Below are 25582 nucleotides of genomic sequence, written 5' to 3' on the forward strand. Positions count from 1 at the left end.
GTAGGCCCGAATATCCTTGACTTGGCTACTCGCTGTAGCGCTGGCCGTGCGCCGCTCAGACGACCACCTCGACCCACCGAATCAACGTAGCGCAGCGCTGGCGACCGTGCTCTTGTGGTTGGTTGTGATACCCGTCTGAACCGACCACCGTCCATGACGCGCCTCGACACGCGGCCCAACATGATTGACCACCCCTTCCGACATTGAAAAAGGCGTTCAAGAATTGACTATCAGTGTCAAGAATTGATGGCAAAGAATTGCGAAGTTGGCATTCCTCGACGCTTTACGTTGCGGTAAATTACTCGCGGCATCACCGAAAGTAAGGCCCCCGCACCTGCGGCAACAGGCCGGGGGTTTGGCCGAACTGAATGGGGGTTCGACATGGATAGCCTACGTCATCAGCCGCTGGCCACGTGGCATTGTCTTGCGGGCCAACTTACGCCGGAACAAATCGCGTTTTTGTGGAAATGCGACCGCAATCCCGATCATCCCGCCGGCCCCGACGCGCATCGGCGGGGGTTGGTCAGGCAGGCGTTGATGTACTCCGAACTCGGGCCGGGGAGCCTCAACTAGGGCCTGTTTTCAAGCTCGGTGTGTGACGGCTGTTAAACCTGTGACAAACATCGCCGAGTAGCAACACACCGATGATTTTTGGATCCGCGGGAGCGATGTTATATGGCCGTAGGATAGAAAAGCGCAAGGCCGCCGCGTTGCAGCGCGACGGCCTTGCCAAAGCCACCTAGGGACCAAGAAAGGTGGTGCTGCCTATGAGATGAGGCGGTGGTGGGCCGTTCCGTAAGGGTCGGCCCACTTTCCTATTTCAAAGGCTTTTCTTTTCAAGATGCAGGTTTGAGACTCCGGTTAGACCCTCTCCCCAGCCGCGGGATCCCTCCCGGCCGGCGAACTTGACTGTACGCAATTTTGGAAAACATGTCACGCATAGACGCAAGGTGTTGCGCTACTGAAGCGCTGTTGTCTGCGGCCTGCTTGGTAGACGCACTGTTGCCCCTATGCGGAAGAAATTTGCCACCAACGATTACAACCTGCCCAAGAATGGAATGTTCAGTCGGTAGACGGTCCCCATCAAAATTCGCGGCGCCTGGCGCCCACGCCGTTGCATCTATGCAAGCAGTGTTTCCCAACGTGCGAACCGCAGCAAACTTCCCTTCGAGTGCGTTTCGCTGCGTAGTGGGTGCTGCAATCGGACTAGCCGTGACACCGATCAGCGCGCGAACGGGAACGCGACGTACGCCCCCGCCATCAGGTGGCACGTTGTCCTCTTTCAGCTCCCGATCAGGCCTAACACGCCAGCAGCGAGCGCAAGAACGGCACCAAGGCAAGCGAAGACTATCGCGACACACCCAGGGCGCTGGTTGGCGGCCATTTCTCGCATGATTACCTCCAAATGCTGTGGGGTTTCGCGGTTCTCTCCAGAGACTGTGCCGCCGTCGATGATCAGGCGATCTCCGAGGCGCTGCTCCAGGCGGCCACCGGTGATTTGCTGCTGGATCATCGCAAGGACTGCAACCAGACCGCATGCGGCGCTGCCGAAACCTAGATATGCCGTCATGCTCCCGGCTTCTGCGTTCCATGCTTGGTGCAGTAGTACGAGACGCGGTCAGGTCTACTGATCGTCCGACCGGACCAGGTCCGTTTGGCCAGGCCCGGCTCGACGTCTCTGACCAGTTCGAGATTGCAGCCCTCGACAGGGCACGTGTACGACTCAGCCATGGGATAACGATCTCATTGAGGCCCGCTTTTCGCGGCGAAGTGCGCACGACATTCGCGCGGGCAGTGTTCTGGGCGAGTTAGGACAGAGATTGCGGCAAGCGGGTCATCCACCCGCCAACGGGAACACCACGTAACGCCGGACTTGCTCCTGAGAATTCGAACAAATCTTCGGAGGATTGTGAGAATCAGTTCATCGCAGGGCGAGGTGCCGAACTTTGTCGGCGAATTGTGGAAGGCTTCCTGATGATCGACGAAGACAGTTGGTCCGGGAACGCGAAAGCCCTGACCGGAACGACCGTCCGTCAGGGCTTTGCGTGTATCTGGACAATACCTTTGCGAGCCTAAACGTCGCCAACCGTGCCCGCAGGGCTTCGGCCAAGATCGGCGTCGGATCGACGGATAGTCACCCGGTCGTGAACTGCGCGTTTCCGCCGTTCACGATTCGAAGGGTGTGGTTGATGCCACAGTTCGTCAGGCTTCTCGATCTAGCCAGGGAGTACGACCTCGCAACCTATGAGGTCCAAGATTGCGCGCGCAGATTAGGCCTGCCGCACAAGAAGGCCATAACGATGCTCAACGAGAATCAGGCGGAGACGCTCCGTCCTGAACTTGAGGCGGCGCAAAACTTGAAACGATGGCAGAGGAGTCGGGGGACGTCGGATGTCCCACAACACGGCGACGTCGTGCATGTTGAGTGCGCATGCTGCCAACTGACGCTCGACTGTCGCGCAGACTTGGGTGAGGCGTACTGCGATGCGTGCCGAGGGCATTTCTCCATGCCGGGCGAGGATGTCAACCGCAAGATCGAGCGGTTGGCAGACCATGACGAGCGCATGAGACGTGGCTACGTCCGTGCGCGCGAAGCGTTCTACGGCTGCAACCGTCGGCTTGCACACGCACTGGAGGACAGAAGCGGATGGCGTACGGCCGTCACATTGCTTGTGCACGATCACATCGCAGGTCCGCGCGGCCACTGCGACAAGTGCAAGCAGCCCTACCCGTGCGAGACGGTACGAATTCTCCGCAGTGTCAACTACGGGTACTACAAGTACACAGAGAGATTCGCGGGGTTCTCCGACGAAGAAGTCTGGTACCACACCAATCCACAAAGGACTGCAGAACGGGATCATTGGCCGGACCACGAGGATGAGACCAGCTCCTGACACACGGCCTTCGACAACAGGCCAGCAAGGGATTGAGACGACCCCCGCCATCATCAGCGGAGCCGTTTCCTCTCGGGTTACTCGTCGCGCGGGCGCTTAGGCCGCTGCCGCCCACTGGCTGTTGCCGTAGGTTGGACGACATGGCTTGCAGCGAGGTTCGTAGTCCGCACGGGCATAGCGCTGAAGCCCGCAGTCTTTGACAGTGCACGTTCTCATGCTGCGGCCCACCATCTTTTGAATGGCGCGACGGACGCCAGGACGTCGGCGTCGAGTTCCTGGTTTCCCGATGCCGCCCAGCCGTATTCGACGTCGTCAACGCGGTGCTTGTTGAGCGCGCCGGCGACGTTTTCTCTGCGGTCATAGAAGCGGCTCGCCTGGACCAGGGTGGCGTACTTGATTGGGTAGGGCACGTTGGCCCAACCGAATTCGGCGGTTACTGCCACTTCGCCGCGCGGGCCGGTGTACTCGATGCGGGTCCACGGCCGGCCCTTGGCGGGTGCGTTCCTCGGTAGCAGCGTGACGTCGACAACGGTCCCCTCGACCTCGACAACGGGCTCAGTGCATATGTCGTCGGTCGAGACCGTCCAACGGTCGCGGTGCCATTGCGGTGCGTAGTAACGGGTTTGGGAATCCGTTCTACCGAACTGTCGGCTGCAGGCCCGGTCGATGGCGCGTGATGCGGCGTCGATGGCTAGGACGAGCTGGTCGGTGTCCTCATCGACACCGAGCCAGCTCGCCAGCTCGTCGGCAACCGCGTAGGCGGGTGCCCACATTTTTAGACCCCCGAACCGACCGCGTAGACCTTCGCCGTGGCGGTAAAGCTGTCGGCGGTGCCCACCTTAGAGACACGGCAGCGCAGCCACGGCCGCCCCGACTGCACGCGCACGAAGGTGTGTGCATGCGCGTCACCGGGACCCAATTCGGTCAGCGTGCCATCGGTGGCCGCAGCGGCGGGGGTGCCAATGCCGTCGTCGTCGGGTGCGTCCTGCACCGAGAACGACACCAGGTCACCGCTTCCCGACGTGGTGGCGGTGAACACGACAAGCACCTTGTCGCTGTGGGCGTAGGCGGTGTCGGGCAAGTGGATATCGTTGGGGTCGCCGAAATCGAAGTTGTTCCAATCGGTGTTGGACACGGCGACCTTGGCCGACCCCAATAACTTGAGGTCGGCGCTCGCAAGATCGTTTACTGCCATAGGTTTACTGCTCTCCCGTCAGGGCAATGTAGGCGTGGGGATTCTGCGGAACGGCGTCCATGCGGGCATAGACGGCGTACTGGACCTCGCGGTTGGACGCCATGCGGGTAATCGGGTCGACAATCAACTGAATGTCGCGCACCCGGCGGATCACGTAACCCTCCGCCAAGTTGCCGAACGCGCCCCAGTTGACGGTGTTGTTGTCGACGTCGATGTTGGCGAAGGCCTGATCGACCACGACCGGGTAGCCCAGCAGCACACCGCCACCGGTCGAGGTGGCCATGTCGGCATCGGCGGGACGCCAGATGGGATCACCGTGGGAGTCTTTGATTTTCTTGATCGCGGCCAGCGACTGGTCATTGAACGCCCACACCGCACCGTTGCGGTATGACGGGTCCACGGAGTGGATGAAGGTGATCAGGTCGTCGTAGGTCACGCCGTCGGTGTCGTCGGCCAATTCGACGCCTGTCTTGCCGTGGATGAGGCCCTTGGGCTGTCCCGTGCCACTACCGGTTACCAGGTGGGTCGACTGCAGACGTGCCACACGTTCGCCGAGCTTGCGCGCCACGAACGACTCGATATCGAAAGCGCTGTCCTGCAACAGTTCAATCGACACCCGCAAAGGGTTGTTGCCAGCCCCGCCGGCAGTGTAGGTGTAGGCGCCAAGCGAGGCGGTGCCGAAGGTCAGATCAGCGCCAGAGGCGAAGGTGCCGCCCTCGGCGACGATCTCGCCGACGTTGGCGGTGTCGTCCACGGTTGGCCACTCAAGGGACTGACCGGTTTCGGTGTTGATGGTTTCGGCGACATTGGCGATTCCGCCGAACGCCTTCATCCGGTCGATGATCTTGGTGCGGAAGCCATCGGGCACGGTGTAACCACCGGCCGATGGGGTGCCTTCACTCTGGGCGCGAAGCTCGGTCAGGTCAGCGTTGGCCTGTCCGGTGCGCAGATATGCGGTGAATGCACGCTCAAGGGTGTCATCTTCCTTGGGCGCAGCGACATGCACAGTGGCCTGCGGGGTCACATACACCGCGTGACGGGCACGGAACTCCTCGGTTTCGTTGGCTCGCTTGAGCTGGGTTTCCAGATCCTTGGCGCTCTCGAACTCGTCGTCGGTGAGACTGCGCTTCTCGGCGATCTCGTTGAGTTCATCGAGCTTTGCGAGGATTTCCTCTTTGGTCAATTAGATACCTTTCGGGTGAGTGCCGCGAATCTTGCGCGGAACAATTGGGTGCGGCCGTTGATGGCCGGGGTGAGCGTGCGCACGCTCGCTGAGGTGGTGGGGTTGGCGCCGAAGTTCACGACCGAAACATCGCCCTTGTTCAGGTCGACGCGCTGAATGATGCGCAGTGACTCGGGATCGGTGAAGCCGGGCGCGGCTTCCCATTTCTGTGCTTTGACGCGGAAGGCGAAAGACATTTCGTCCATATCTCCGCGGCGCATCTTCGGCTCGAGCCGCTGCACGTCGGGGTCTGAGCGGTCCAGTACGGCAACGACCTTGAGGCCATGGTCATCCACGGACAGGCTCAAGGTGCCCGACTTGGTGCGCGCCAGGGGCATTCCCTGGTGGTTGATCAGCAGATGCAGATCGGGTGTGGCGCGTAGTGTTTCATCGAACGCATGCCGATCCAACTGTTCGATCCAGCCGTGATTAGCCGGCCCGCCGTACATCTCGTAAGGCTGAAACGTGGAGGCGTATCCGGTGAGGGTCAGCGTGTCGGGGTCGCTGTTGACGTCGAACGGGGTCCGGTATTCCCAGAGGTTTAGATCAAGGTTGTGTTTCGTTGTTCTGTTCCTGCTCTTGAGGTTCCGGTAGCGGTGGCCGGTTCAAAATGGCTCGCGCCTCGGCTTTGGTCAGCAGACCGGCGTCTGTCTGCTTGATCAGAAGGTTGATTTCGGTCTCGGGGTCAGGTGACACCAGGGAGCGGAAATCAAACTCAGCCTTACGCCCTTCCGGCAGCAGCCGGGTCAACCGTGCCTCGATGCGGCGCGTCCACGGTTCCAGGGTGTACTTGGCGTAGCCGCGGTTTTGTTCTGACAGACCGGCGCCGAAACTCGTCTGCTTCTCGGTCTGTCCCAATAGGTGCGGCGGGATGCCGAACCATCGGGAGACCTCATCGACAGCGAACGCGCGGCTTTCCAGAAACTGTGCCGCCTCGGGGTCGATAGACCACGGCGTGACCTTCAGCTTGCGGTTGATGACGCTGATGCCGCCTGCGTTGGTCTCACCGCCGGATTTGCGGTCCAGGGCTTCTTTGACCGCGGTGGCTTCGTCTTCGGTCAGCGTGTCTTCGGGGGTGACGATCGCTGATGCGAGCAGCCCGTTTTGAAACAGTCGGGTGGCGCTGCGTTCAGTCGCGATTGCTTGCCCCAGAGAGTTTTTCGCAATCTGGATCGGGGAGACGCCGGTGCAGCCGTCAAGCGAGATGCCGGGGATATGGACGATCTCGCGGTCGCTGAACTGTTGGGTCTGTCCGTTGTCCAGTTGGACGCGGTAGAGCTTGCGGCCGTTCTTCACCTCGACACCGACGCATTGCGGCGGGATGGGTTGCAGCCCGAGCAACTGCAGTGCACCGCCGCGTTGCTGAAAGAAGTAGGCGTTTCCGTGCAGCAAGAGGCTGACCATGAGGAACTCGACCCATTCAAAGCCGGTAACCCCGTCGGGTCCGGCCGGGTCGTCGAGCCACGATGTGGCGCGTTGGGTGGTGCCGTCTGGGTTGGTGACGACCGTACGTAGGGGTAGCGATGCGATGGAGCCGCTGATCAGCGAGACGCATCGGTAGACCGCCGATAACCCCAACGCGGAGCGGTCATTGACCGAGACGCCGGCCAGCGACGGTGCGCCGCCGAACAGGGTGACGATCTGCGGGTCGCTGATCGACCAGTTGCGGGTTTCGGGTGGTTCGTAGGGTGGATCGGGTGCGCGGAATAGCCGTGAGAATAGGCTCAAATGGTTCTCCGAATGCGTTAGAGGCAGACAAGTTTGGGAAGTGGCTTCACCGGGTGCTGGGCACGGTCGTGACACATCGCCAGCGCGGCGGCGGCGTCGATCTTGCCGCGGGACTTGTTCTTGGACAGCACAAACCCGCGCTCGTTGGGTCGCGGTATGGCGTTCAGTATCTGGCGTGCGTACTGTTCGTTGCCGTCGTGGCTGATCGCGCCCTTGACGATCGCCTCGTAGAGGCTTACGTAGGCCGGGGTCATGCGTTCCAGCGATTGCGGGAACTCGACCATCGGTAGGCCCTCGTCGGCGAGCATCTGGCCGGGGATCTCGAAAAGTCGAGGGTCGTAGGCACACTCTTGAAGGTCGTAGTGGCTATCCAGCTCGCGCAGAAACGCCATGACTGACGACAGGTCGATTCGTTCGTCTTTGGTGGGCTGCCAGATTCTGGCGACCGTGTGCAACATGCCGTCTGGGCGGCGTTGTGCGTACACCACGGCGGTCGTGTCGCGCTTGATACCGACGTCGATGCCGACCCACGTCGGGGCCTTCGGGGCGAGTTGGTAGTCACTTTCCAGTGCGCCCCACACGGTGCGTCCGTCAGGGCCTAGCCAGCAGTCGGTCCCGTCGACCCAGCGGCCCAGGTGAAAGATCTCGAAATGACTTAGGGGTGAAGTCTCAATCGCCACCCGCAGCGCGTCAATGGACTGATAACCCGCATCCAGTGCGGGACAGGCGATGCGCCAGGTCTTCTCGTCGTAGGGGGCGAGTTCCTCGGGGGCGCTGTACTCGGTGAACGAGAACCCTGGTGGGCGTTTGCCGTCGAGCCAGGCCTCCCGCAGATGCCACAGGGCGTTGTCGCGGTCCAGGCCGGGTGTGCCGATGGCCACGATCACCGAACGGGATCGCTTACCAGAGGCCAGCACCATCGAGGACCACGACTCGATGGGCTGGAATCCGATCTCGTCCACGACAGCGATAGGGCCGGGGTCCAAGCCCTGCAACCCATCGGGGTCGTGGGAGACCGGGAAGCAGACGCCGCCGTTGTAGCCGACGACGAAGCGGCTATCGCTGATGGCGGTGTAGCAGATGCTTCTACGGGACAACTCCAGTTCGGCCTGGATCATCGCCACCGCGACGTCGTAGACACTCCGCTTGGCTTGTCCCACAGTCATTGCCATCACCGGCACCTGTGGCGCGCCGTCCTCGTAGCGGTCGAACGTCGCCCACACCGCCAACGCGGCCAGCAGCGTTGACTTTCCCTGTCCGCGCGGACACTGCAGAACCGCCTGCCGAACACCGGGCGCCAGGATTTCGGCGAGCCACTCTTTTTGGAATCGGGCCAACTTCAAGGGCTTGCCGTAGCCGTGACCCTTCGGCGAGCGGCAGTAGGCCTCGATGAAGCGGATCGCGCGCTTGACGGGTTCTTTCGTCTTCCAGCGGTACCAGGGCGGTTCTGACAGATCCTCGAACTTGGCTCGCGCGTTACCGCCGAGCGCCACTACAGTTCGATGTCCCGCCAGCGTGCGGCGGCCTTAGCGAACATGTAGAACGCTTCGGTGGCGCCGTGCTCAGACGTTGCACCGCGGCCGTATTCCAGGGTGTTCACCTTGGCCGGGTCATCGTCTGAGCGGACGGTGCCGATCTTGATCGGCCGGTACCCGATCCGCTTGTACGGGGTGCGGCGAGCCTTCACGTCGATGCTGGCTTTCGCGGTGCCGGTATCGACGGGCACGAACGACCGAACCGTCTCGGCCACCCGGTCGGGGATGCGCTCCAGTTCGGCGCGTAGTTCGGCGTCGTTCGCGATCTCGCTGAGGATGGCTCGCTCGATCTCGTCAACGTCCATTGTTTGCTGACTTCTGCATAAAATGCTGCATGAAAATTCCTTTATAAGCGTGCGGGGCGGGCCGGGCGTCCAGCAGGGCCTTTGACCTGCGAACTTTTAATGCCCTCTGACCTGCGAATATGGCGTGCTCGACGCGATAGGTGCCCGTTGACCAGCGGCAATGCGAAGGCATAACTATGCACGACAGTATTCGGCGAGAATTTGCTGGTCAGCGGTCAGCGGTTTCCGCGGCTGCTGTTGCAATGGGCACAGGCGGGACGCACGTTGCCCCGGCCATGCCCGCCACCCTTGGACACCGCCACGATGTGATCCCATGTGCTCGCCCGTCCGGTGCATCCCGGTAGTCGCAGTTGACACGGACCCGATGGGCGACCCAACGACCGATAGTCGCGATGCCCATACGTGGCGCGTTTGCGGGCGCGTCGACAGGTTGTGCAGCGGCTGGCGTCTGTCAGTCGTCCGCAGTCGAGGCACGGGCGCTGGACCTTCATGCCATGTCGATCAGTAGTTGGTTCTGCAGTGCCTGCATCGCCGGTTCAGCACCGCCGGCCAGCATGGCCAGATGCGTTGCGGACGTGGCGAGTAGCCGCGCCGCTACTCGGCCTAGGCAGTAGCTGCAGTCGCGAACATCTTCCATCATCCATTCGACAACATCGGGTGCGGCGTTCAGCGTGGCTAGTAGAAGCCGCTGCACGCGAACCGATTCGGCGTTCTCGGCGCGGGTCGGGTCGGCCTCCCACAACGCGCAGCGGCTGCAATCGACTGTATGTGACGTAGTCATCGGCCCAGCGCCGGAACCCCTGCGCTGAACCGCATATCTGAGAGCGACTTAGCAGTGTCCCGATGAGGTGCCTGCACCCAGCTCTCGATGTTGATCATCGGCGCGTTCGGGTTCTGCCCCTGCTGCTGCTGCCCTTGCTGGGCTTGCTGACCCTGCTCTTCCGGAGACAATGGCGCCTCGGTCTGGCCCGAGGTGTTAGGAATCGCTGGACGCGCTCCGGCGAAGCCGGCTACAGCGCGGCCGAACCATGAGTCCTGCAGCGCACCGAGGCCAAGGGTTTCCATCACGCCCTGAACCCCGATACCGCCCAACTCTCCGCCGAGTTTGATGGTGCGTTCGAGCATCTTCTTGCCCGTTTCGGCGGCGATGGCTGCGGCCTGGCCTGCGCCGGGCGCCTGGGCGTCAATTGCCAAGGCACCTGCGGTGATACCGGCGCTCAAGGCGCTTGAGGCTAGGCCGGGCATTCCTAAGCCGCCACCGCTGGGCTGCCACCCCTGACCGGCCGCCTGACCAACAACTTGCGGTGTCGCCGTGGTGTTGGCGAACGGGGCGGCCTGGGGCATGCCGGCGCTTAATGGGCCACCGGCCATCGAGGGGACTCCGGTTAGCGGCCCTGGTGCGGTTGGCGGGTAGCTAGGTGCGTACTGCGGTGCGCTGGGATACGTGGGCGCGACGGGGCGGTAGTAGTGCTGCGTGAGCGCCGGATCGTCTGCCCCTGTGCCGCCGATGCCACGATTCGCCGCCGCGGAGTCGCTGCCCCAGTTGAACGGTGTACCGCCGGGCAGGGTGGCCTGCATGTGCGAATCGTTGTATGCCACACGGAAGTCTCCAAGCCCACCCGTACCGGGCAGGAATCCACGTGAGCGCAGCCATTCGGCGGCGTTGCCGGTGCTCATCGAGCGCCCACCTGTGGGCCGGCCGTCCAAGATGTTGATGAGATCTTCAATGGCGCTAGAGCAGTCGGCCAAACCCTGTGTGAGGTCGGCGCCTTCGGTCCGCGTGTAGCGGCCCGCGGGGACATTGGCCAGCAGCGCTGTGTCGCCGGGGTAGTAGCCCTGCGCTGCGTACTGGGGATAGGCGTACTGCTGCGGCGTCCCGGTGAACTGCGGGCCGAATGTGCCTTGCGCGGCAAGCATTCCGAATAGGCCGTGGCCACCCTGAGCCGTGCTGGCCATTGCGGACAGTTGTCCCAAGGCCGGTGCTGCGGCGAGCGTGGCGACAAACCGAATCAAGTTGTCGGCGATGCCCGCTAGGCCGTTTGAGATACCAAGATCGTCATCGAGTGCGGCGCTGATGTTGTCGAATTGCTTGGCAGCGCCCTGCATTTGGTTGGCGAACTTCTCGGCGCTTGATTGCTTGGCCTCTTGGAGTCGAAGCTCTGCCTCGTAGGCCTCGCGCTCGGCCTTCGCGCGGTCGTTACGCGCGTCTTGGATCTCCTCGGCGGTCGCATCGTTGCGCTGCAACAGCGCGTTAAGTTCGGCTTCGCTCTGGGCCAAGCGGTGACGAGCATCGAGAACGCTCCCGGCGGCGCTGTAGAGGCTCGAAGAGACCGGGAAGCCTTGCAACAGTTCCATCGGGTCGCCCGTGAACGGCACGACGGGTTTGGTCGCATCCGAGCCGGTGCCACCACGGGCGGAACTCGGCGGATCGAAGTAACTCCCACGCGGACCCCAACTCGGACCCCGCTCGTTGAGACCACCGACAGAGGCCCCGATACGGCCAGCGGTCGCCCCCGGCGGAAGCGGCAGACCGGTGAACGGGTCGATACCCGCGGTGGGTAGCGGGTCGGTTGGCTTGGGTATCCAGCTCCCGCCGCGCTCGGGGCCGGACAGGTTCAACGGTCCCGCGTTTTGCCACTTCGGGATATTGGGGAAGTCGATTGGCGAAAACTTGTTGGCGGTGTCGATTGCCTTCCGAATGGGGTCCAGCATCGCGTCAAATGCCTGGCCGATTTTATTGATGATCGGCAGCACGGCATTACCGACGCCCTCGACAATCCCCTTAAAGCCCTCCATGGCCTTGGACGCCAGGTCAACGTATTTCGCCCAGGGCAACAAGGTGCCCGACACTATCACCGCGCCAGCGCTGATCGCGGGCATCATCGCGTTAATCGCAGGCAGCAACCGGTTGATCTCGGGGAGAATCTTCTGGCCGATGGGCGCCAAGGAAAAGAACGCCTTTCCAAGCTGCCAGGCAGCCTCACCCAGTTGCTTGACGGTGGTCAAACCCTCGGCGAGCCACTGCTGAAGTTGGCCGGATTGCTGTGCTTCGCGCACGAAGGCGGCAAACGACTCCGCAGCCCGCGCAGCCGAATTGGCCAGATCGGGCAGAAAGTCCGACCCGGCCGCCATCAGGTCGGCCAGCGCCGATGTCAGCGGCCCAGCGGCACCGCTGAGATTCTGGAACGCCGACACGATGTTGCTGACCGTGGTCGATATCGCCTGCTGAGATTCCGGGGTTATTAGCTGATCGACAACACCGGCAAACATTTGGTTGAACGCACCCGCAACACCGGTCGTCAACCGCTGGATGGTGGGCAGGAATTGGTTGGTGAGAGCGGTAAGCTGCTGGCCCACATCGGCGAAGAGCGCATTCTGCGTCGCGTTCTTCAGTTGGTCGAACCGCGGCAACAGATTCTGAATCGCCATTGCCGCCTGCTGGGCATTAGGGGCCAACTCTCGCAGGGCCTCGGCGAACTTCTCTGGGTCTGTGATGTTCTCAAGCGCATCGCCGAATCCCAGAGTTGCGATTTTCAGCGCCCCGAACCCGGCGGCGGCAGCGCCGACAGCGCCGGGCAGCAGCCACAAGGATTGCGCCGCCGATGCCGCTATGCCAGCGGCATGCACCAGGGCCGCGCCAATGGCGCTAATCGCCACAGGCGCGCCAACGGCGCCCAAGGCGCGAAAGACGGCCCCAGTGCGTACCACCTCGTTGCGGACATGCTCCCAGTCGAACCCGCGCGCGGAGTCTCCGACGTTGGCCATCGCCTTTTGCGCCGCCCGCGCATCAGATTCCAGGCCTCCGTACGACGTTCGTAAGTCACGGACGGCGCGATCATGCTCACGGTGGCTGCGCAGAACACGATCCGACGCCTTGGACAGCTTGTTCATGTTCTGCTCGCCGGCGTCCAGCATCCGGTTGAGATTCCGTTGCTCGGTCTCGACTTTGCGGGTGGCGTCGGCCAACTTGAGCTGCGCGGCTTGGATTCTCGCGCTACGCGACTCGTACCCGCGGCCGAAATTGGTGGCGAAGTGTTGACCCGCGACGCGGCCTGCCTTTTCGAGCGGGCGCTTGATGTTTTCCGCGGCGCGGTCGATCGAGCGCCGATGGACGCGCGCCAGGACGTCGACGTGGACGTCGGCCAATGGGACTCCTTAAATGGAAAGTTGGAAGACGACGCCGCGCCCGCTGGAACCCGGCGAGCAAGCTCAAGCGCGGGTTGGCACACCAGCGGGCACCGGGCGACCGAAGAGGCTTAGGAGGTCGCCACCGGAGTGCGGCGTCGTCGTAGGGGTTGGGGGAGAAGGCCCAACCCACGAAAGGCGGTTTAGTTCACGGGGAATGCGGGATTCCCCCGTGTCAGCGAAACGCTGGGACGGCGAACAGGCCGCCCGGGTGAAAGGATGGGCGATGGCGTCTCTGCCGTCAGATATTTTCTGCTGCGCTTAATCGAGTTGTTCGGCGGCATCGACTAAGGCATCGGCGATGGCAATCGCGTCGGTGGGGCCGATGATCAAATGATGCGTGCGCCCGCGCACGGTGCGGCTCAAGCGGATGAGACCCGAGTGCGTGCGGTCGACGACATATGGCCCGCCCACCGTCGCCGGGATAGTCGTCGTCATTGCGTCGGGGCGGTGGGGTCGGTGCGCACGACGGTGACATAGACGGCCGTGCCGTCGTATGACCCGTGCCATCCGCACGGGTCGGCCGTAAGTGGAATGTCGACCACCGAGCCGTCATTGGTAGCGGCGATGATCGCGATGATGTTCAAGTCTTGAGTTCCCCTATTGGTGTGAAGTCGGCCCAGCGGGAAGCCTTAAGCGAGCCGGGATGGCCCCGACTCGCGCTCGGCGCTGCTGTTCAGTTGGGGCGAGCCATTTTTCCTCGCTGATCAACCCGGTCGCTGATCATCAACCGGCGACCGCCGTCAACGACTCGACGACAGCTCCATTCGGAAGGTGAGTGCCTCCGCAACGGGAGGTGCAACCTCCCGAAGGGAAGAAACCCCGAGATTTCTTCAGAGGTGTCGGTTCGCTTCGCGAGTGCGTGCCTGCGCGCTGCCGCGCGTGCGGGGCGTGTTTTGCCTTCGGTCGACCCTCAGCGGCGTCGGCCCGTAGTAGGGGCGAATGCCCCACTGGTACGCAGTGAAAGAGAGTCATATAGCGAACTGCCTTTGCGCAGTTCAGAGGGTATGGCTGTCACAGATTTAATGACATTTGTCATAGATTCTGTGACAAATTCCAGCGTTTCCGCAGGTCGCGTCATTTTGCCGTCACAGATTCGGTGACGGGGTGCAGTTGGCATTTTGCGTGGACGTTGCCCTCGGCCCCACCGCAGATGCCGCTCGGCAAGACAAGGCACATGATGTTGGACCCTTCATCGAGGAACCCGTTTTTGACGGCCTTGCGCACCTCGTTTTGTGCGTGACGCTTACTGATGCCGAGCGTCTCGGGCAACGTCGATTCACCATTGAGGCAGAACTTGGCATGGCCATTCTTGGTGTGCCCCGAGTAGGCCAACCCGACCACGCGCAGCCAGTGCGGTAGCGACTTATCCTGCGCGCGTTCGAACCAAAATTCGAAGAAGTGAATCCCGGCCGGGTCGGCTCTGCCCATATCTGACGGTCGTTTACGATCGAGTGTCAATCTTGTTCATCGTTTCCGCCCGTGGTGGGCTATCAGCGGATATCAAGTTCTGCATATCGGCAATGAGCTTTAGCGCTTCATCGCGATCAAGCAGGACAAAGCTTTTCCCTTGGATGATGTGCACGCCACCGTTTTGGCGCTTGGACAGCCGAATTGGGTTATTCACTGGTCCTGTTCCTTTGTCGGTGCGGCCGAGATAAAAGACGCCGCGACCTCGAAGTCGCGAATTCGTTCCTCAATTTGTTCAATCGTCGGCTTATCGACACCTTGCGCCCATAAAGTACAAAGTGCGGTCGTTCGCTGGAAATGGACTTCGTCAATTCCGCCATTCGCGTACGCGGCTGCGGCGCCGAGCGCTATTGCGGCAATGTTGTTCACCGGATGCCCCGCGATTGGCATTCCTGCAATGTTTTGTAATCGGCGTTCTGCAGCACGGCGATAGCTTCGCCGCCCGACAACCCGCGCGCCTCCGCGGCGTGCAACAAGGCCATTGCCAGCCGCTGCCGGCGGCGATATTTGGCCTGCCGCGCCCGCGTGGCCTCTTTCGATTCGCCGGTACTCACGTAGTACTCGGTACTGCTTAATGTCATCTGGTCGCGTCCTTTCGCAGACGATCGCCATACGGAAAAAGGTCAAAAAAATAGCGAGAGGATGTTTCTCTCTACCCCTAGGGTGAAAGTGGAGAACTAATCAACCAGCGCCGATGCCGACCATTGGCGACAGGCAACCCGGCGACCATTTACTGCCGCCCCACGGCGTCCCGGCGACCTCGCAGAGCAAGCTGACCCATTCGCGCGGCATGACGTGTACCCGCGGGAACTCGCCGCGGGGGTACTCACCGCTCAATGTCTTGATCTGCCAGCCGTGGGCCGAAGCGGTCATGTCGTCCACCTCAGGGGCCAAGCGCGGAGCGATCCTCATCGTCTCCCGCTGGGGCGGATGCTTGCACGTCTTCGGCGGGGGCTGCCAGTCGGGCGAACAAGTTAGACAGACACGGTTGCCTGTGCCCCATACCGCGACGTTTTCACCGATCAGCGGATGCCCGCGGCGGCAATGGAATTGAGCCTTCCCATAGCCGATCTCGGGCCAGTAGCGCCGGTAGAGCGCCGCCACCGCCACCCGCATCGTTGCGCCGTCGATGCGCAGCGACACCCGGCCAGCACCATCAGGCCTTAGCCGCCGAGCTTGCAGGACTCGTAATGAGCCCGCCTTGCCAGCCACGGTGCGCGGACGTGACCAGACTTCGCCGCCGGCGGTGATGGCATATGCCGGGGCCTCGGTGATGGTGCGAGTGGTGCTGTCGGCGTCGGTGAGCGGGACGCTCACCGACCGCCTTGCTGCTCGCTATGTGCAGCAGCTTGATTCAGTAGGTCCGCCAGCTCCCGCGCCTTTGTCGGGGACAGCTCAAGGTCGCCTGCTACTTCATCGGTGACGCGAATCCGAATCCGATGGTTGCGGTACCTAACTGTGCCGCCGTCAAGGTATTGATCACCGATTACCGTCACGACAATGCGACCGTCGAGTGTCGAGAAGCCCCCAACCCAAACATCGGCGCTCATCTGGCATCACCCGGCCGTGTCGTCTCCCGCTTGTCCATCGCGCCACGACGGCGACGGGCGCGGGCGGACTTGTAGGCCAGCTCGGCAAAATACGCCTTGCGCAGACTCTCTGCCCGCACCGGATCTCCGCCGGCCTCGGTGAGGAATCGTTGCTCGAATGCCCTGCGGGCCGGTGCCGTGCGGGCGGTGCGGTCGATGGTGCGCGCCCAGCTCAAATGTGCTCGATGCTTGGCGCGAAGAGAATTTTCAGCGGTTGTCATTGAGTCTCCCGTTTCAGGCAGGTTTCGCACGACGGCCGAAGCCGTCGCGGGGTCACAAGGCGCCTGATTACGGGAGATGCTGTGCGCGCCTTAGCGGGCGGGTGCCCGCTCCGATGCTTACTTTATCGCGTCGATGCGCTGTGCCAGCCCTCGAAAAGTATCAAAAATGACAATCGCCGTGACGTCGGTCACAGGTCGCCGAGCCCGAGTTTGCGGGCCTCTGCGATTGAGCGTTCGGACGCCGACGCCGATGTGTAGCGGTCCAGCATGGCGCGGTCCGACCAGCCAGCCACAGCCATCAGGCCCGCCTCCGAACCACCCGCACGTAACCAACGGGTCGCGGCGGTGTGGCGAAGAAGGTGCAAATGAAAGTTGTTAATACCAGCGGCCTTGGCACGCTTGCCCAGTGTCAACCGCATCCCGTAATAGGCGAACGTGGTGCCCCGTGCGCCGACCCACAGCGGCCCGTCATCGGGTACGCCTTGCCGCCTGCGCATCCGTAGGTAACGGTCGATAGCAGCGGCGCACTGACTACTGAACGGGACCACACGGCCTTTGCCGCCCTTGCCCTTGCGGATGACTGCCGTCATCGCGGCGAGGTTCACATCGGCCGTGTCCAGCGCCAGCGCTTCACCCGCGCGTACGCCGGTTTCCACCAGCAGACGCACCAGCGCTTCGTCCCTGCGATCAACGAACGCCTTACCTTGGCAGGCGCGGATCATGGCGCGCACCTGGTCGTCGGTCAGCGCTTCGGTGACCTTCGTATTCAACTTCGGCGGTGGAAGATCCTTGATGAAGTTCTCATCAATCTCGCCCTCGTCGGCGAGCCATTTGGAGAACATCTTGAGGGCGTGCTGGCGCGCCTTGGCGGTAGTTGGTTCGGCCCCACTAGCCAGCATGTCGGCTACGAACCTCGTCACTGTCGGCTTGTCCAGCGTGGGCGTCGTGCCGGTGTCCTGGCACCACTTTTGGAAGCTCCGCACCCCGCGGGTGTACGTTTCGACTGTGCCTTTCGACTTGTTCGCCGACACCAGCGCCAGTTGCCAACTGGGCAGCAGATCCAGCAAAGATGCACCCATACCGTTTATTGTGACATGGAGCGGTGTGCAAGGGAAAGTTTCATTGATTTTACGCCAAAACCGCTGGTAGCGTCACTGACCAGCCAGGGTATCCTACTCAAAGAAATCTGGATATTCGTGGACCTCATTCCGCCGCGGCTCAAAGAACCGGCGTACCGGATCTATGAGATGCGGTTGCGCCATGAGCTGGCGCAGTCCAAATCCCAACTGCCCCGGCATATCGCGGTGCTCTGCGACGGCAACCGCAGATGGGCACGTGATGCTGGTCACGATGACGTCAGCTACGGCTACCGGATGGGTGCCCGCAAGATCGCCGAGATGCTGCGCTGGTGCCAGGAGACCGGCATCGAGATGGCCACCGTGTACCTGCTGTCCACGGAGAACCTACAGCGTGACCCCGACGAGCTGTCATCGCTGATCGAGATCATCACCGACGTCGTCGAGGAGATCTGCGCGGCCGACAACCGGTGGACCGTGCGCACCGTGGGGGACCTGGAACTGATCGGCGAGGAGCCGGCCCGGCGGCTGCGCGACGCCGTGGAGTCCACGCAAGCCGGTGGGCCGTTCCACGTCAACCTGGCCGTCGGCTACGGCGGCCGCCAGGAGATCGTCGACGCGGTGCGTCAACTGCTCAGCAAGGCGCTGGTCAACGGCGCCAGCGGCGAGCAACTGGTCGAGGCCGTCACCATCGACGCGATCTCGGAAAACCTCTACACCTCCGGGCAACCCGACCCCGACCTGGTCATCCGCACATCGGGGGAGCAGCGGCTGTCGGGGTTCTTGTTGTGGCAGAGCGCCTACTCGGAGATGTGGTTCACCGAGGCGTATTGGCCGGCGTTTCGGCGGGTGGACTTTCTGCGGGCGCTGCGTGATTACACCGCGCGCCACCGCCGTTACGGCATGTGAGGGAAACTGGAGCCATGGCTGCGCTGTCGGCGGTGGTCTTCGCGCTCAGCTGGTGGTTGGGGCTGTATCTGCTTGCCCGCGATCCGCGCAAACCGGTTCTGGTGCTCGCCGCGCTCGGCCTGACGAGTTTTGCCGTGGTGGTGGCGCTGGACGCGGTGCGGGTGGTCGCCGGTTCGGACACGCTGAGCCGCATCGAGATCTATCTCGTCGCGGTGCCGGGCATCGCGTGGTTCGCGGTGCTGCTGGAAATGTCGCGGCCGCGGGAAACGTGGCGCAGCCGCGCCGGTGAGATCGCGCTGGTGGCCGCGGTGGCCGCGGTGGCGTTCGTCGGCGCGGCGATGGTGGGCAGCGTCGACGGCCCGCTGCGCGCGGGGCACTGGGTGATGTTCGCCGCGATCTCGGTGTCCGCGCTGGGCGCGATGGTCCACTGGGTGCTGCGGCGGTCACAGCCCGGGCCGGTGGTGGGCTTCGTCGTCATCGCGACGCTGTTCTTCGCGCTCGGCAACGCGATCCTTATCATTCCGCTGGGCCTGGTGCCGAGCTGGTTGGCGTTGGCAGGCACCGGTTTTGACGTGGCGCTGTTGGGGGTGGCGGTCGCGATCGGCGATGCGTTCGACGAGGGTCAGGCGTTGCGTGCCGACATGTTGCGCTCCTTCGCGGCGACGGCGGTGGTGGCGGTGCTGTTCGGCGGGCAGGCGCTGATCGGGTTGGCGGTGACCGGCTACGACACCGCGTTGACGGTGCTGCTGTTCACCAGCGTGGGCATCGCGATCGCGATCAACGTGCTCGCCGACCCGCTGGCCGGTCTGCTGGACCGGCTGGCGTTCTCGCGCTCGCCGACGCTGCGCGCCGACCGTGCCGCCCTGCGCGATGCCGAAGCCGCGCTGCCGCGCCGCTCCACCAACCCGCTCGACGACGTCGACGACGAGACCTTCGTGCGGCTCACCCGCCGCGCGCTCGGCCACTACGGCGACCTGTCCAAGCTGGTGGCCAGCCCGCTGACCGCGCTGCCGATCATCGACGAGCGGCTCGCCGCCCGCGGCGCACCCGACCAGCCGCTGGAGCGAGCCAACGAACTCAAGGCGCTGCTGGCCGACCGCATTGCCCGGCTCAAGCCGCGCGACGGTGGCGACTTCGGCACCACCGAGCAATGGCGTTACTACAACTCGCTGTACTTCCCGTACGTGGTGGGGGTGCGGGCGTACGCGCAGAACGCCACCGCGTCCGGGCTGGATCCGGTGGCGCGCCAGGCGTGGCAGTGGTTCGTCACCGAGGTGCCGCAGCGCTCGCTGCACAACTGGCAGAACGCCGCGGCCCGGCTGATCGCCGCCGATCTGCGCGGCAGCCTGGTGGTCGCCCGAGACTAGGCGGTGCCGCTGACCTGCGGTTGGCAGTGGTTGGCAGCGTGTGGTGTCGATCTGGCAGCACCGCGACAGCAGCATCGGTGTCATGACCGCAATCGCCACCCGCCCGGTCCGGGATACGACCGGGGATGCCCTGTTACGTGTCGCGCTGCGCGCCGACGCCACCCTCTGTGGTGCGCTCGGCCTGCTCGTCGTGATGGCCTCCGAGCCGCTCTCGGAGCTGTCCGGATTGTCGGCCACCGCCGAATGGCTCGGCGGCACCGCGCTGGTCGGCTACGGGCTGCTGCTGTTCGTGCTCGCCGGTCTGCCCGACGTCCGCCCCGTCGGGATCGGCGTGCTGGGCGCCAACATCGCGTTCGCGGTGTCGGTGGCCGTCGTGCTCGTCGCAGGCTGGCTGCCGCTGACCGAGTTCGGCGTCGCGGCCACGATCGCGTTCACCGTCGTCACCGTGGCTTTCGCCTACGGCCAGTACCTCGGGGTGCGTCGCCTCGGCGCGCCTCCTTCATGACTGGTCCGGAGCCGCCGTCGTCAGAGGTTGCGGCGTCGGCTCCGGAACGGTCCCATCCACCCCCACAGAAAGGAACAGTTCGATGGCCGCTGTCACCACACCGAAACTCAACGAGTCCACCGACTCGCTGCTGCGCTTCGCCATGCGCGCCGACGGGATACTCACCGGCCTTGCCGGTATCGCGGCGCTTCCGCTCGCCCGCCGGCTCGCCGACATCTCCGGCACCACAACCGCATTCGAGTACGCGATGGGCGCGTTCTTCATCGCCTACGGGGTGTTGGTGCTCGGGCTCGCGGCGCTGCCGTCGGTGCGCGCCGCCGGCATGGCGGTGATCATCGCCAATGTGGTCTACACGGTCGCCGCGGTGGTGTTCGTCCTGGCCGGCGTGTTCCCGCTGACCACGATCGGGGTGGTGCTGACGCTGGCCACCGGCGCCTACACGCTGGTGTTCGCCGAACTGCAGTACCAGGGCTGGCGCCGCATCGGGTAGTTCTTTTCGCCGAGCAGACGTGAAAACCCCCAAAAAGTACCACTTTTGGGGGTTTTCACGTCTGCTCGCGCCGGCGTGGGAATGCTACAGCTTGCGCAGCCGCAGCCGGTTGATCGAATGGTCGGCGTCCTTGCGCAACACCAGCGTGGCCCGCGGCCGGCTCGGCAGGATGTTCTCGATCAGGTTGGGCCGGTTGATGGAATGCCAGATGTCGCGGGCGGCGAACACGGCCTGGTCGTCGGTCAGCGTCGCGTAATGGTGGAAGTGCGAGGCGGGGTTGGCGAACGCCGTCGAGCGCAGGCCGAGAAACCTGTTGATGTACCACTGTTCGATGTCCTCGATGCGGGCGTCGACGTACACCGAGAAGTCGAACAGGTCCGACACCATCAGCGTCGGCCCGGTCTGCAACACGTTCAGCCCCTCCAAAATGAGGATGTCAGGATGGCGAACCACCTGCTTCTCGCCCGGCACGATGTCGTACAGCAGGTGTGAGTAGACCGGCGCGCACACCTCGTCGGCGCCCGACTTCACCGAGGTGACGAACCGCATCAACGCTCGGCGATCGTAGCTTTCCGGAAACCCTTTGCGGCCCATGAGGTTTCGACGGACCAGCTCGGCGTTGGGGTAGAGGAACCCGTCGGTGGTGACCAGGTCGACCCGCGGGTGGTGTTCCCAGCGGGCCAGAAGTGCCTGCAGCACACGGGCGGTGGTGGACTTGCCGACGGCGACGCTGCCCGCCACGCCGATGATGAACGGCACCGGGCGGTCCGGGTTCTGCTGCGGCTCACCGAGGAACTCCGCGGTGGCCTCGAACAACCGCTGCCTGGCGGCGACCTGCAGATGGATCAACCGCGCGAGCGGCAGGTAGACCTCCTCGACCTCGAGCAGGTCGATCTTCTCGCCGAGGCCCCGCAGTTTCTGCAGTTCTTCCTCGGTGAGCTTCAACGGCGTCGACATGCGCAACGCACGCCACTGACTTCTATCGAACTCCACGTAAGGGCTGGGTTCGCTCAGCCGCGCCATGCGCCCAGTGTTGCATTTAACGTTGAGGCCATGGGCGCCAGCACCTCATTTTCGATCGTCCGGGAGTACCTGCTGCTCGGTTTGCGCTTCGACCGCGTGGAAGAGGGATACGTCGACGCGTTCACCGGCGACCCCGAGTTGCGCCGCGTCGTGGCGGCCGAACCGCAGCCCGACCCGGTTGAGCTGGCCCGCCAGGCCGAGCGGCTGCTGGCCAAACTGCCTGCTGGGTTGGAACCGGCCCGTGCCGATTTCGTCGCCGCCCACCTGCGCGCGCTCGCCTGCGCCGGACGCAAGTTGGCCGGCGAGGACGTCGGGTTCGTCGACGAGGTCGAGGCCTATTTCGACGTGCGCATCAGCAAGGGCGACCCGGAGCGCTATCGGCAGGCGCACCGGCAGCTCGATGAGGCGCTGGGCGGCGACGGGCCGCTTGCCGACCGGATGCAGGCCTACCGCGCCGGCGAGGAGATCCCGCCCGAGCGCCTCGAGGAGTGCATACACGCGTTCTCCAGCGCACTTCGTGATCGCGTGCGCGCCGAGTATCCGCTGCCAGAGACCGAGACCATCACGTACGAGGTGGTGACCGACAAGCCGTGGTCGGGGTTCAACTACTACCTGGGCGACTACCGCTCCACCGTCGCCGTCAACGCCGACCTCAAGCAGCAGATGTCCAACCTGCCCCGGCTGGTCGCGCACGAGTCCTATCCCGGCCACCACACCGAGCACTGCCGCAAGGAGGCCGGCCTGGTCGAGGGCAAGGACCAGCAGGAACAGACGATCTTCCTCGTCAACACCCCGCAGTGCCTGATGGCCGAGGGCCTGGCCGACCTGGCGCTTTACGCGGTGGTCGGGCCGGACTGGGGACCGTGGGCCGCCGAGATCTACGCCGACCTGGGGTTGCGGTTCGACGGCGAGCGCGCGCAGGCGGTGACGGATGCGACGGCCGCGCTGGCTGACGTGCGCCAGGACGCGGCGTTGATGCTGCACGACGAACACCGCGACGTCGACGACGTCGTCGAGTTCCTCGAGCAATGGCTGCTGGTCGACGACGACCGGGCCCGCCAGATGCTGCGGTTCTTGTCGTCGCCGCTGTGGCGGGCCTACACCAGCACGTACGTCGAGGGTTACCGGTTGCTGCGCGGCTGGCTCGACGACCGCCCGGCCGGCGTCGGGCTGACCGAGCGGTTCGCCAGGCTGCTGGACGAACCGTTGATCCCGTCGGCGTTGCGGACCGCCTGACTTTCTCCCGCCGAACGTGGGTTACCCGCACGCCTTCGGCGCATGTGGCGTGCGTTAATCCCACACTCGGCGGCCTGAGGCGCCCGACTAGGCTGGACCCCATGACTGCAGACCCCGCGACCACCCACGGTGCTGCTCCCGGTGCGGAGTACGCCGAGACTGCCAGCCAGGCCTACCGGGCAGCGCTGCAGGTGATCGAGTCCGTCGAGCCGCGCATCGCCGCCGCGACCCGCAAAGAGCTTGCCGACCAACGAGATTCGCTCAAGCTGATCGCCAGTGAGAATTACGCGTCTCCCGCGGTGCTGCTGACGATGGGCAGCTGGCTGTCGGACAAGTACGCCGAGGGCACGATCGGGCACCGCTTCTACGCGGGTTGCCAGAACGTCGACACCGTCGAGAGCGTCGCCGCCGAGCATGCCCGCGAGCTGTTCGGCGCGCCGTATGCATACGTCCAGCCGCACTCGGGGATCGACGCGAACCTGGTCGCGTTCTGGGCCATCCTGGCCACCCGGGTCGAGGCGCCGGCCCTGGCCGAGTTCGGCGTCAAACACGTCAACGATCTGTCCGAACCGGACTGGGAGAAGCTGCGCAACAAGCTCGGTAACCAGCGGCTGCTCGGGATGTCACTGGACGCCGGTGGCCATCTCACGCACGGGTTCCGGCCGAACATCTCCGGCAAGATGTTTCACCAGCGCAGCTACGGCACCGACCCGAACACCGGCTTCCTCGACTACGGCGCCGTGGCCAAGGCCGCCCGCGAATTCAAGCCGCTGATCATCGTCGCCGGCTACTCGGCGTATCCGCGGCGGGTCAACTTCGCCACGATGCGCGAGATCGCCGACGAGGTCGGCGCGACGCTGATGGTCGACATGGCGCACTTCGCGGGCTTGGTTGCGGGCAAGGTGTTCACCGGCGACGAGGACCCGGTGCCGCACGCCCACGTCACCACCACGACGACGCATAAGTCGCTGCGCGGGCCGCGCGGCGGGATGGTGCTCGCCCAGCCGGAGTACTCCGACGCCGTCGACAAGGGCTGCCCGATGGTGCTGGGCGGCCCGCTTTCGCACGTGATGGCGGCCAAGGCCGTCGCGCTGGCCGAGGCGCGCCAACCCGCCTTCCAGGCGTACGCGCAGCGCGTCGCCGACAACGCCCAAGCCCTGGCCGACGGGTTCCTCAAGCGCGATGCGGGCCTGGTCACCGGAGGCACCGACAACCACATCGTGCTGCTCGACGTCACCTCGTTCGGCCTGACCGGTAGGCAGGCCGAGTCGGCGCTGCTCGACGCGGGCATCGTCACCAACCGCAACTCCGTGCCCGCGGACCCGAACGGGGCCTGGTACACCAGCGGGATCCGGCTGGGCACCCCCGCGCTGACCACCCGCGGATTCGGCGCCGACGACTTCGACCGGGTGGCCGAGCTCATCGTCGACGTGCTGACCAACACCACCCCGGACGGCACCTCGAAGGCCAAGTACAAGCTGGCCGACGGCACCGCCGACCGCGTGCACGCCGCCGCGGCCGAGCTGCTGAGCGCCAACCCGCTGTATCCGGGCCTGACGCTCTGAACACGCGCGACGCGACGTGCCGCGTGGGAATTTTACGATTCCCACAGACTTGAGTTACTGTAACCGCATGGCACAGAAACCTGTACCTAATGCGTTGACCGTTGAACTCGAGCCGGTCGTGCAGCAGGAGTTGCGACGCCACATCGACTCCGAAGACCTCTGGTACGCGCACGACTATGTGCCGTTCGACCAGGGCGAGAACTTCGCCTTCCTCGGCGGCAGGGACTGGGATCCCTCGCAGGTGACGCTGCCCAAACACGTCACCGACGCACTGGAAATCCTGCTGATCACCAAGGACAACTTGGCCAGCTTCCACCGTGAGTTCGTCTTCAGCTTCATCCTCGAGGAGAAGTGGGGCCGCTGGATCGGCCGGTGGACTGCCGAGGAGCACCTGCACGCGATCGCGCTGCGCAACTATCTCGTCGTCACCCGCGAGATCGATCCGGCTGCCAACGAGGACGTCCGCGTCGCGCACGTGATGAAGGGCTATCGTGCCGACACCTACAGTCAGATCGAGCGGCTGGTGTTCATGGCGTTCTCCGAGCGTGCCCACGCGGTGTACTGCCGCAACCTCGAAGCGCAGATTTCCGAGCCGGTGCTCAAGAGCCTGATGGGTCGGATCGCCAGGGACGAGGAGCGCCACGAGGAGTTCTTCGCCAACCTCGTCGCACACCTGCTCAGCACCCACCGCGACGAGACCGTCGAGGCGATCGCCAACCGCGCCGCCGAACTCCACGTCGTCGGTGCGGACATCGACGCGTTCGCCGACAAAGTCCAGCACGTCGCCGAGGTGGGCATCTTCGGTCCCGATTCACTGCGCAAGGTCATCACCGACCGGATCGCCGCGTGGGGGCTGGCCGACGAGCCGAAGCTCAAGCAGTTCGCCGCCGCGTAACCCGCGGCCACGGCGCGCCTGCCGGGCGTGGACGCCGCGACGGGAGTAGCGTCGCTAGCGATGGCTAGTGACGTGCTGTGCTATCCCGGCGGTACCGATCGTTTCTTCGACGAGAGGACCGGCCCCGGTCCTCGTGCCGCAGTGTCCACCGACGTGTTCGTGTGGGGCCGCG

General features: G+C 64.1%; 27 protein-coding genes and 1 pseudogene. 8 read left to right on the top strand and 20 right to left on the bottom strand.

All coding sequences use genetic code 11. The features are described 5' to 3' along the window. Nucleotides 1-1282: 1282 nt before the first annotated feature. Nucleotides 1283-1570: a hypothetical protein gene (locus tag G6N28_RS17030; RefSeq protein WP_163902232.1), complete on the bottom strand. Its 288-nt coding sequence runs from the start codon at nucleotides 1568-1570 to the stop codon at nucleotides 1283-1285. A 475-nt stretch (nucleotides 1571-2045) separates the two neighbouring features. Between G6N28_RS17030 and G6N28_RS17035 the strand changes: the two genes are divergently transcribed. Further along, nucleotides 2046-2894: a hypothetical protein gene (locus tag G6N28_RS17035; protein ID WP_163902234.1), complete on the top strand. Its 849-nt coding sequence runs from the start codon at nucleotides 2046-2048 to the stop codon at nucleotides 2892-2894. A 212-nt stretch (nucleotides 2895-3106) separates the two neighbouring features. Here G6N28_RS17035 and G6N28_RS17040 read toward each other — a convergent pair whose 3' ends face one another. From G6N28_RS17040 to G6N28_RS17120, 18 genes and pseudogenes are all read right to left on the bottom strand, one after another. Then, on the bottom strand, nucleotides 3107-3667 hold the full coding sequence (locus G6N28_RS17040) for a hypothetical protein (protein ID WP_163902236.1): 561 nt from the start codon (nucleotides 3665-3667) through the stop codon (nucleotides 3107-3109). Between the two features lie 2 nt (nucleotides 3668-3669). Then, nucleotides 3670-4089, bottom strand: coding sequence for a hypothetical protein (locus G6N28_RS17045; protein WP_163902238.1), 420 nt, complete (start codon nucleotides 4087-4089; stop codon nucleotides 3670-3672). A gap of 4 nt (nucleotides 4090-4093) precedes the next feature. After that, nucleotides 4094-5272 (bottom strand): phage major capsid protein, encoded by a 1179-nt coding sequence (locus G6N28_RS17050; RefSeq protein WP_163902240.1) that lies wholly within the window; start codon nucleotides 5270-5272, stop codon nucleotides 4094-4096. Then, nucleotides 5269-5808, bottom strand: a pseudogene (locus G6N28_RS17055) (HK97 family phage prohead protease); the annotation flags it as partial. The pseudogene G6N28_RS17055 and the gene G6N28_RS17050, both read right to left, overlap by 4 nt. Before the next feature lie 49 nt (nucleotides 5809-5857). Further along, on the bottom strand, nucleotides 5858-7114 hold the full coding sequence (locus G6N28_RS17060; protein WP_235674612.1) for a phage portal protein: 1257 nt from the start codon (nucleotides 7112-7114) through the stop codon (nucleotides 5858-5860). After that, on the bottom strand, nucleotides 7057-8532 hold the full coding sequence (locus tag G6N28_RS17065) for a terminase TerL endonuclease subunit (protein WP_163902242.1): 1476 nt from the start codon (nucleotides 8530-8532) through the stop codon (nucleotides 7057-7059). Before G6N28_RS17065 ends, G6N28_RS17060 begins: the two co-directional genes overlap by 58 nt. Further along, nucleotides 8532-8879 carry a hypothetical protein gene (locus G6N28_RS17070; RefSeq protein ID WP_163902244.1) on the bottom strand — a complete coding sequence of 116 codons (348 nt, stop codon included), beginning with the start codon at nucleotides 8877-8879 and terminating at the stop codon, nucleotides 8532-8534. The genes G6N28_RS17065 and G6N28_RS17070 overlap by 1 nt, the downstream gene beginning before the upstream one ends. Nucleotides 8880-9094: 215 nt before the next feature. Beyond that, nucleotides 9095-9370 (bottom strand): HNH endonuclease, encoded by a 276-nt coding sequence (locus tag G6N28_RS27310; RefSeq protein WP_163902246.1) that lies wholly within the window; start codon nucleotides 9368-9370, stop codon nucleotides 9095-9097. After that, complete coding sequence (locus G6N28_RS17080) at nucleotides 9367-9660, bottom strand: hypothetical protein (protein WP_163902248.1); 294 nt, start codon at nucleotides 9658-9660, stop codon at nucleotides 9367-9369. Before G6N28_RS17080 ends, G6N28_RS27310 begins: the two co-directional genes overlap by 4 nt. Beyond that, nucleotides 9657-13025, bottom strand: a complete 3369-nt coding sequence (locus tag G6N28_RS17085; protein WP_163902250.1) for a hypothetical protein — start codon at nucleotides 13023-13025, stop codon at nucleotides 9657-9659. Before G6N28_RS17085 ends, G6N28_RS17080 begins: the two co-directional genes overlap by 4 nt. Nucleotides 13026-13325: 300 nt before the next feature. Beyond that, the gene (locus G6N28_RS26930) at nucleotides 13326-13502 is read right to left on the bottom strand and encodes a hypothetical protein (protein ID WP_220097463.1); all 177 of its coding nucleotides are present in this window, start codon (nucleotides 13500-13502) and stop codon (nucleotides 13326-13328) included. After that, complete coding sequence (locus tag G6N28_RS17090; RefSeq protein WP_163902252.1) at nucleotides 13499-13651, bottom strand: hypothetical protein; 153 nt, start codon at nucleotides 13649-13651, stop codon at nucleotides 13499-13501. Before G6N28_RS17090 ends, G6N28_RS26930 begins: the two co-directional genes overlap by 4 nt. Before the next feature lie 490 nt (nucleotides 13652-14141). Beyond that, on the bottom strand, nucleotides 14142-14495 hold the full coding sequence (locus tag G6N28_RS17095) for a hypothetical protein (protein WP_163902254.1): 354 nt from the start codon (nucleotides 14493-14495) through the stop codon (nucleotides 14142-14144). Nucleotides 14496-14687: 192 nt separating this feature from the next. Continuing rightward, complete coding sequence (locus G6N28_RS17100; RefSeq protein ID WP_163902256.1) at nucleotides 14688-14903, bottom strand: hypothetical protein; 216 nt, start codon at nucleotides 14901-14903, stop codon at nucleotides 14688-14690. Beyond that, nucleotides 14900-15088, bottom strand: coding sequence for a hypothetical protein (locus tag G6N28_RS17105; RefSeq protein WP_163902258.1), 189 nt, complete (start codon nucleotides 15086-15088; stop codon nucleotides 14900-14902). Before G6N28_RS17105 ends, G6N28_RS17100 begins: the two co-directional genes overlap by 4 nt. A 127-nt stretch (nucleotides 15089-15215) precedes the next feature. After that, nucleotides 15216-15851, bottom strand: coding sequence for a hypothetical protein (locus G6N28_RS17110; RefSeq protein WP_163902261.1), 636 nt, complete (start codon nucleotides 15849-15851; stop codon nucleotides 15216-15218). A 229-nt stretch (nucleotides 15852-16080) separates the two neighbouring features. Beyond that, complete coding sequence (locus G6N28_RS17115) at nucleotides 16081-16344, bottom strand: hypothetical protein (protein ID WP_163902263.1); 264 nt, start codon at nucleotides 16342-16344, stop codon at nucleotides 16081-16083. Nucleotides 16345-16532: 188 nt separating this feature from the next. Further along, nucleotides 16533-17423, bottom strand: a complete 891-nt coding sequence (locus tag G6N28_RS17120; RefSeq protein WP_163902265.1) for a tyrosine-type recombinase/integrase — start codon at nucleotides 17421-17423, stop codon at nucleotides 16533-16535. Nucleotides 17424-17540: 117 nt separating this feature from the next. Between G6N28_RS17120 and G6N28_RS17125 the strand changes: the two genes are divergently transcribed. The 4 genes from G6N28_RS17125 to G6N28_RS17140 all read left to right on the top strand — a co-directional run bounded on the left by G6N28_RS17125 (nucleotide 17541) and on the right by G6N28_RS17140 (nucleotide 20691). Further along, complete coding sequence (locus G6N28_RS17125) at nucleotides 17541-18329, top strand: (2Z,6E)-farnesyl diphosphate synthase (protein WP_163902267.1); 789 nt, start codon at nucleotides 17541-17543, stop codon at nucleotides 18327-18329. A 14-nt stretch (nucleotides 18330-18343) separates the two neighbouring features. Next, nucleotides 18344-19696, top strand: a complete 1353-nt coding sequence (locus G6N28_RS17130) for a hypothetical protein (protein ID WP_163902269.1) — start codon at nucleotides 18344-18346, stop codon at nucleotides 19694-19696. A gap of 82 nt (nucleotides 19697-19778) precedes the next feature. Further along, nucleotides 19779-20201 (top strand): hypothetical protein, encoded by a 423-nt coding sequence (locus G6N28_RS17135; RefSeq protein ID WP_163902271.1) that lies wholly within the window; start codon nucleotides 19779-19781, stop codon nucleotides 20199-20201. Nucleotides 20202-20283: 82 nt separating this feature from the next. After that, nucleotides 20284-20691 carry a hypothetical protein gene (locus G6N28_RS17140; RefSeq protein WP_163902273.1) on the top strand — a complete coding sequence of 136 codons (408 nt, stop codon included), beginning with the start codon at nucleotides 20284-20286 and terminating at the stop codon, nucleotides 20689-20691. An 84-nt stretch (nucleotides 20692-20775) separates the two neighbouring features. Here the strand turns inward: G6N28_RS17140 and coaA are convergent, their stop codons facing one another. Continuing rightward, a complete protein-coding gene (gene coaA, locus G6N28_RS17145; protein WP_163902275.1) occupies nucleotides 20776-21714 on the bottom strand; it encodes a type I pantothenate kinase in 939 nt (312 codons plus the stop codon). 30 nt (nucleotides 21715-21744) lie between these two features. Between coaA and G6N28_RS17150 the strand changes: the two genes are divergently transcribed. The 3 genes from G6N28_RS17150 (at nucleotide 21745) to G6N28_RS17160 (ending at nucleotide 25410) form a co-directional block, all read left to right on the top strand. Then, on the top strand, nucleotides 21745-22950 hold the full coding sequence (locus G6N28_RS17150) for a DUF885 domain-containing protein (protein WP_163902276.1): 1206 nt from the start codon (nucleotides 21745-21747) through the stop codon (nucleotides 22948-22950). 101 nt (nucleotides 22951-23051) lie between these two features. Then, on the top strand, nucleotides 23052-24515 hold the full coding sequence (locus G6N28_RS17155; protein ID WP_163902278.1) for a glycine hydroxymethyltransferase: 1464 nt from the start codon (nucleotides 23052-23054) through the stop codon (nucleotides 24513-24515). A 67-nt stretch (nucleotides 24516-24582) separates the two neighbouring features. Beyond that, nucleotides 24583-25410, top strand: coding sequence for an acyl-ACP desaturase (locus G6N28_RS17160; protein WP_163902281.1), 828 nt, complete (start codon nucleotides 24583-24585; stop codon nucleotides 25408-25410). Nucleotides 25411-25582 lie beyond the last annotated feature (172 nt).

The sequence above is a fragment of the Mycolicibacterium pulveris genome (genome assembly GCF_010725725.1).
In the GTDB taxonomy this organism is placed as follows: Bacteria; Actinomycetota; Actinomycetes; order Mycobacteriales; family Mycobacteriaceae; genus Mycobacterium; species Mycobacterium pulveris.

Bases quoted from the DNA above. Each gene is read 5' to 3' on its own strand.
- G6N28_RS17030 (WP_163902232.1), bottom strand. From the start codon at position 1,570: ATGACGGCATATCTAGGTTTCGGCAGCGCCGCATGCGGTCTGGTTGCA.
- G6N28_RS17040 (WP_163902236.1), bottom strand. From the start codon at position 3,667: ATGTGGGCACCCGCCTACGCGGTTGCCGACGAGCTGGCGAGCTGGCTC.
- G6N28_RS17045 (WP_163902238.1), bottom strand. From the start codon at position 4,089: ATGGCAGTAAACGATCTTGCGAGCGCCGACCTCAAGTTATTGGGGTCG.
- G6N28_RS17070 (WP_163902244.1), bottom strand. From the start codon at position 8,879: ATGGACGTTGACGAGATCGAGCGAGCCATCCTCAGCGAGATCGCGAAC.
- G6N28_RS27310 (WP_163902246.1), bottom strand. From the start codon at position 9,370: ATGAAGGTCCAGCGCCCGTGCCTCGACTGCGGACGACTGACAGACGCC.
- G6N28_RS17080 (WP_163902248.1), bottom strand. From the start codon at position 9,660: ATGACTACGTCACATACAGTCGATTGCAGCCGCTGCGCGTTGTGGGAG.
- G6N28_RS26930 (WP_220097463.1), bottom strand. From the start codon at position 13,502: ATGACGACGACTATCCCGGCGACGGTGGGCGGGCCATATGTCGTCGAC.
- G6N28_RS17095 (WP_163902254.1), bottom strand. From the start codon at position 14,495: ATGGGCAGAGCCGACCCGGCCGGGATTCACTTCTTCGAATTTTGGTTC.
- G6N28_RS17115 (WP_163902263.1), bottom strand. From the start codon at position 16,344: ATGACAACCGCTGAAAATTCTCTTCGCGCCAAGCATCGAGCACATTTG.
- G6N28_RS17120 (WP_163902265.1), bottom strand. From the start codon at position 17,423: ATGGGTGCATCTTTGCTGGATCTGCTGCCCAGTTGGCAACTGGCGCTG.
- G6N28_RS17130 (WP_163902269.1), top strand. From the start codon at position 18,344: ATGGCTGCGCTGTCGGCGGTGGTCTTCGCGCTCAGCTGGTGGTTGGGG.
- G6N28_RS17135 (WP_163902271.1), top strand. From the start codon at position 19,779: ATGACCGCAATCGCCACCCGCCCGGTCCGGGATACGACCGGGGATGCC.
- G6N28_RS17140 (WP_163902273.1), top strand. From the start codon at position 20,284: ATGGCCGCTGTCACCACACCGAAACTCAACGAGTCCACCGACTCGCTG.
- coaA (WP_163902275.1), bottom strand. From the start codon at position 21,714: ATGGCGCGGCTGAGCGAACCCAGCCCTTACGTGGAGTTCGATAGAAGT.
- G6N28_RS17150 (WP_163902276.1), top strand. From the start codon at position 21,745: ATGGGCGCCAGCACCTCATTTTCGATCGTCCGGGAGTACCTGCTGCTC.
- G6N28_RS17155 (WP_163902278.1), top strand. From the start codon at position 23,052: ATGACTGCAGACCCCGCGACCACCCACGGTGCTGCTCCCGGTGCGGAG.
- G6N28_RS17160 (WP_163902281.1), top strand. From the start codon at position 24,583: ATGGCACAGAAACCTGTACCTAATGCGTTGACCGTTGAACTCGAGCCG.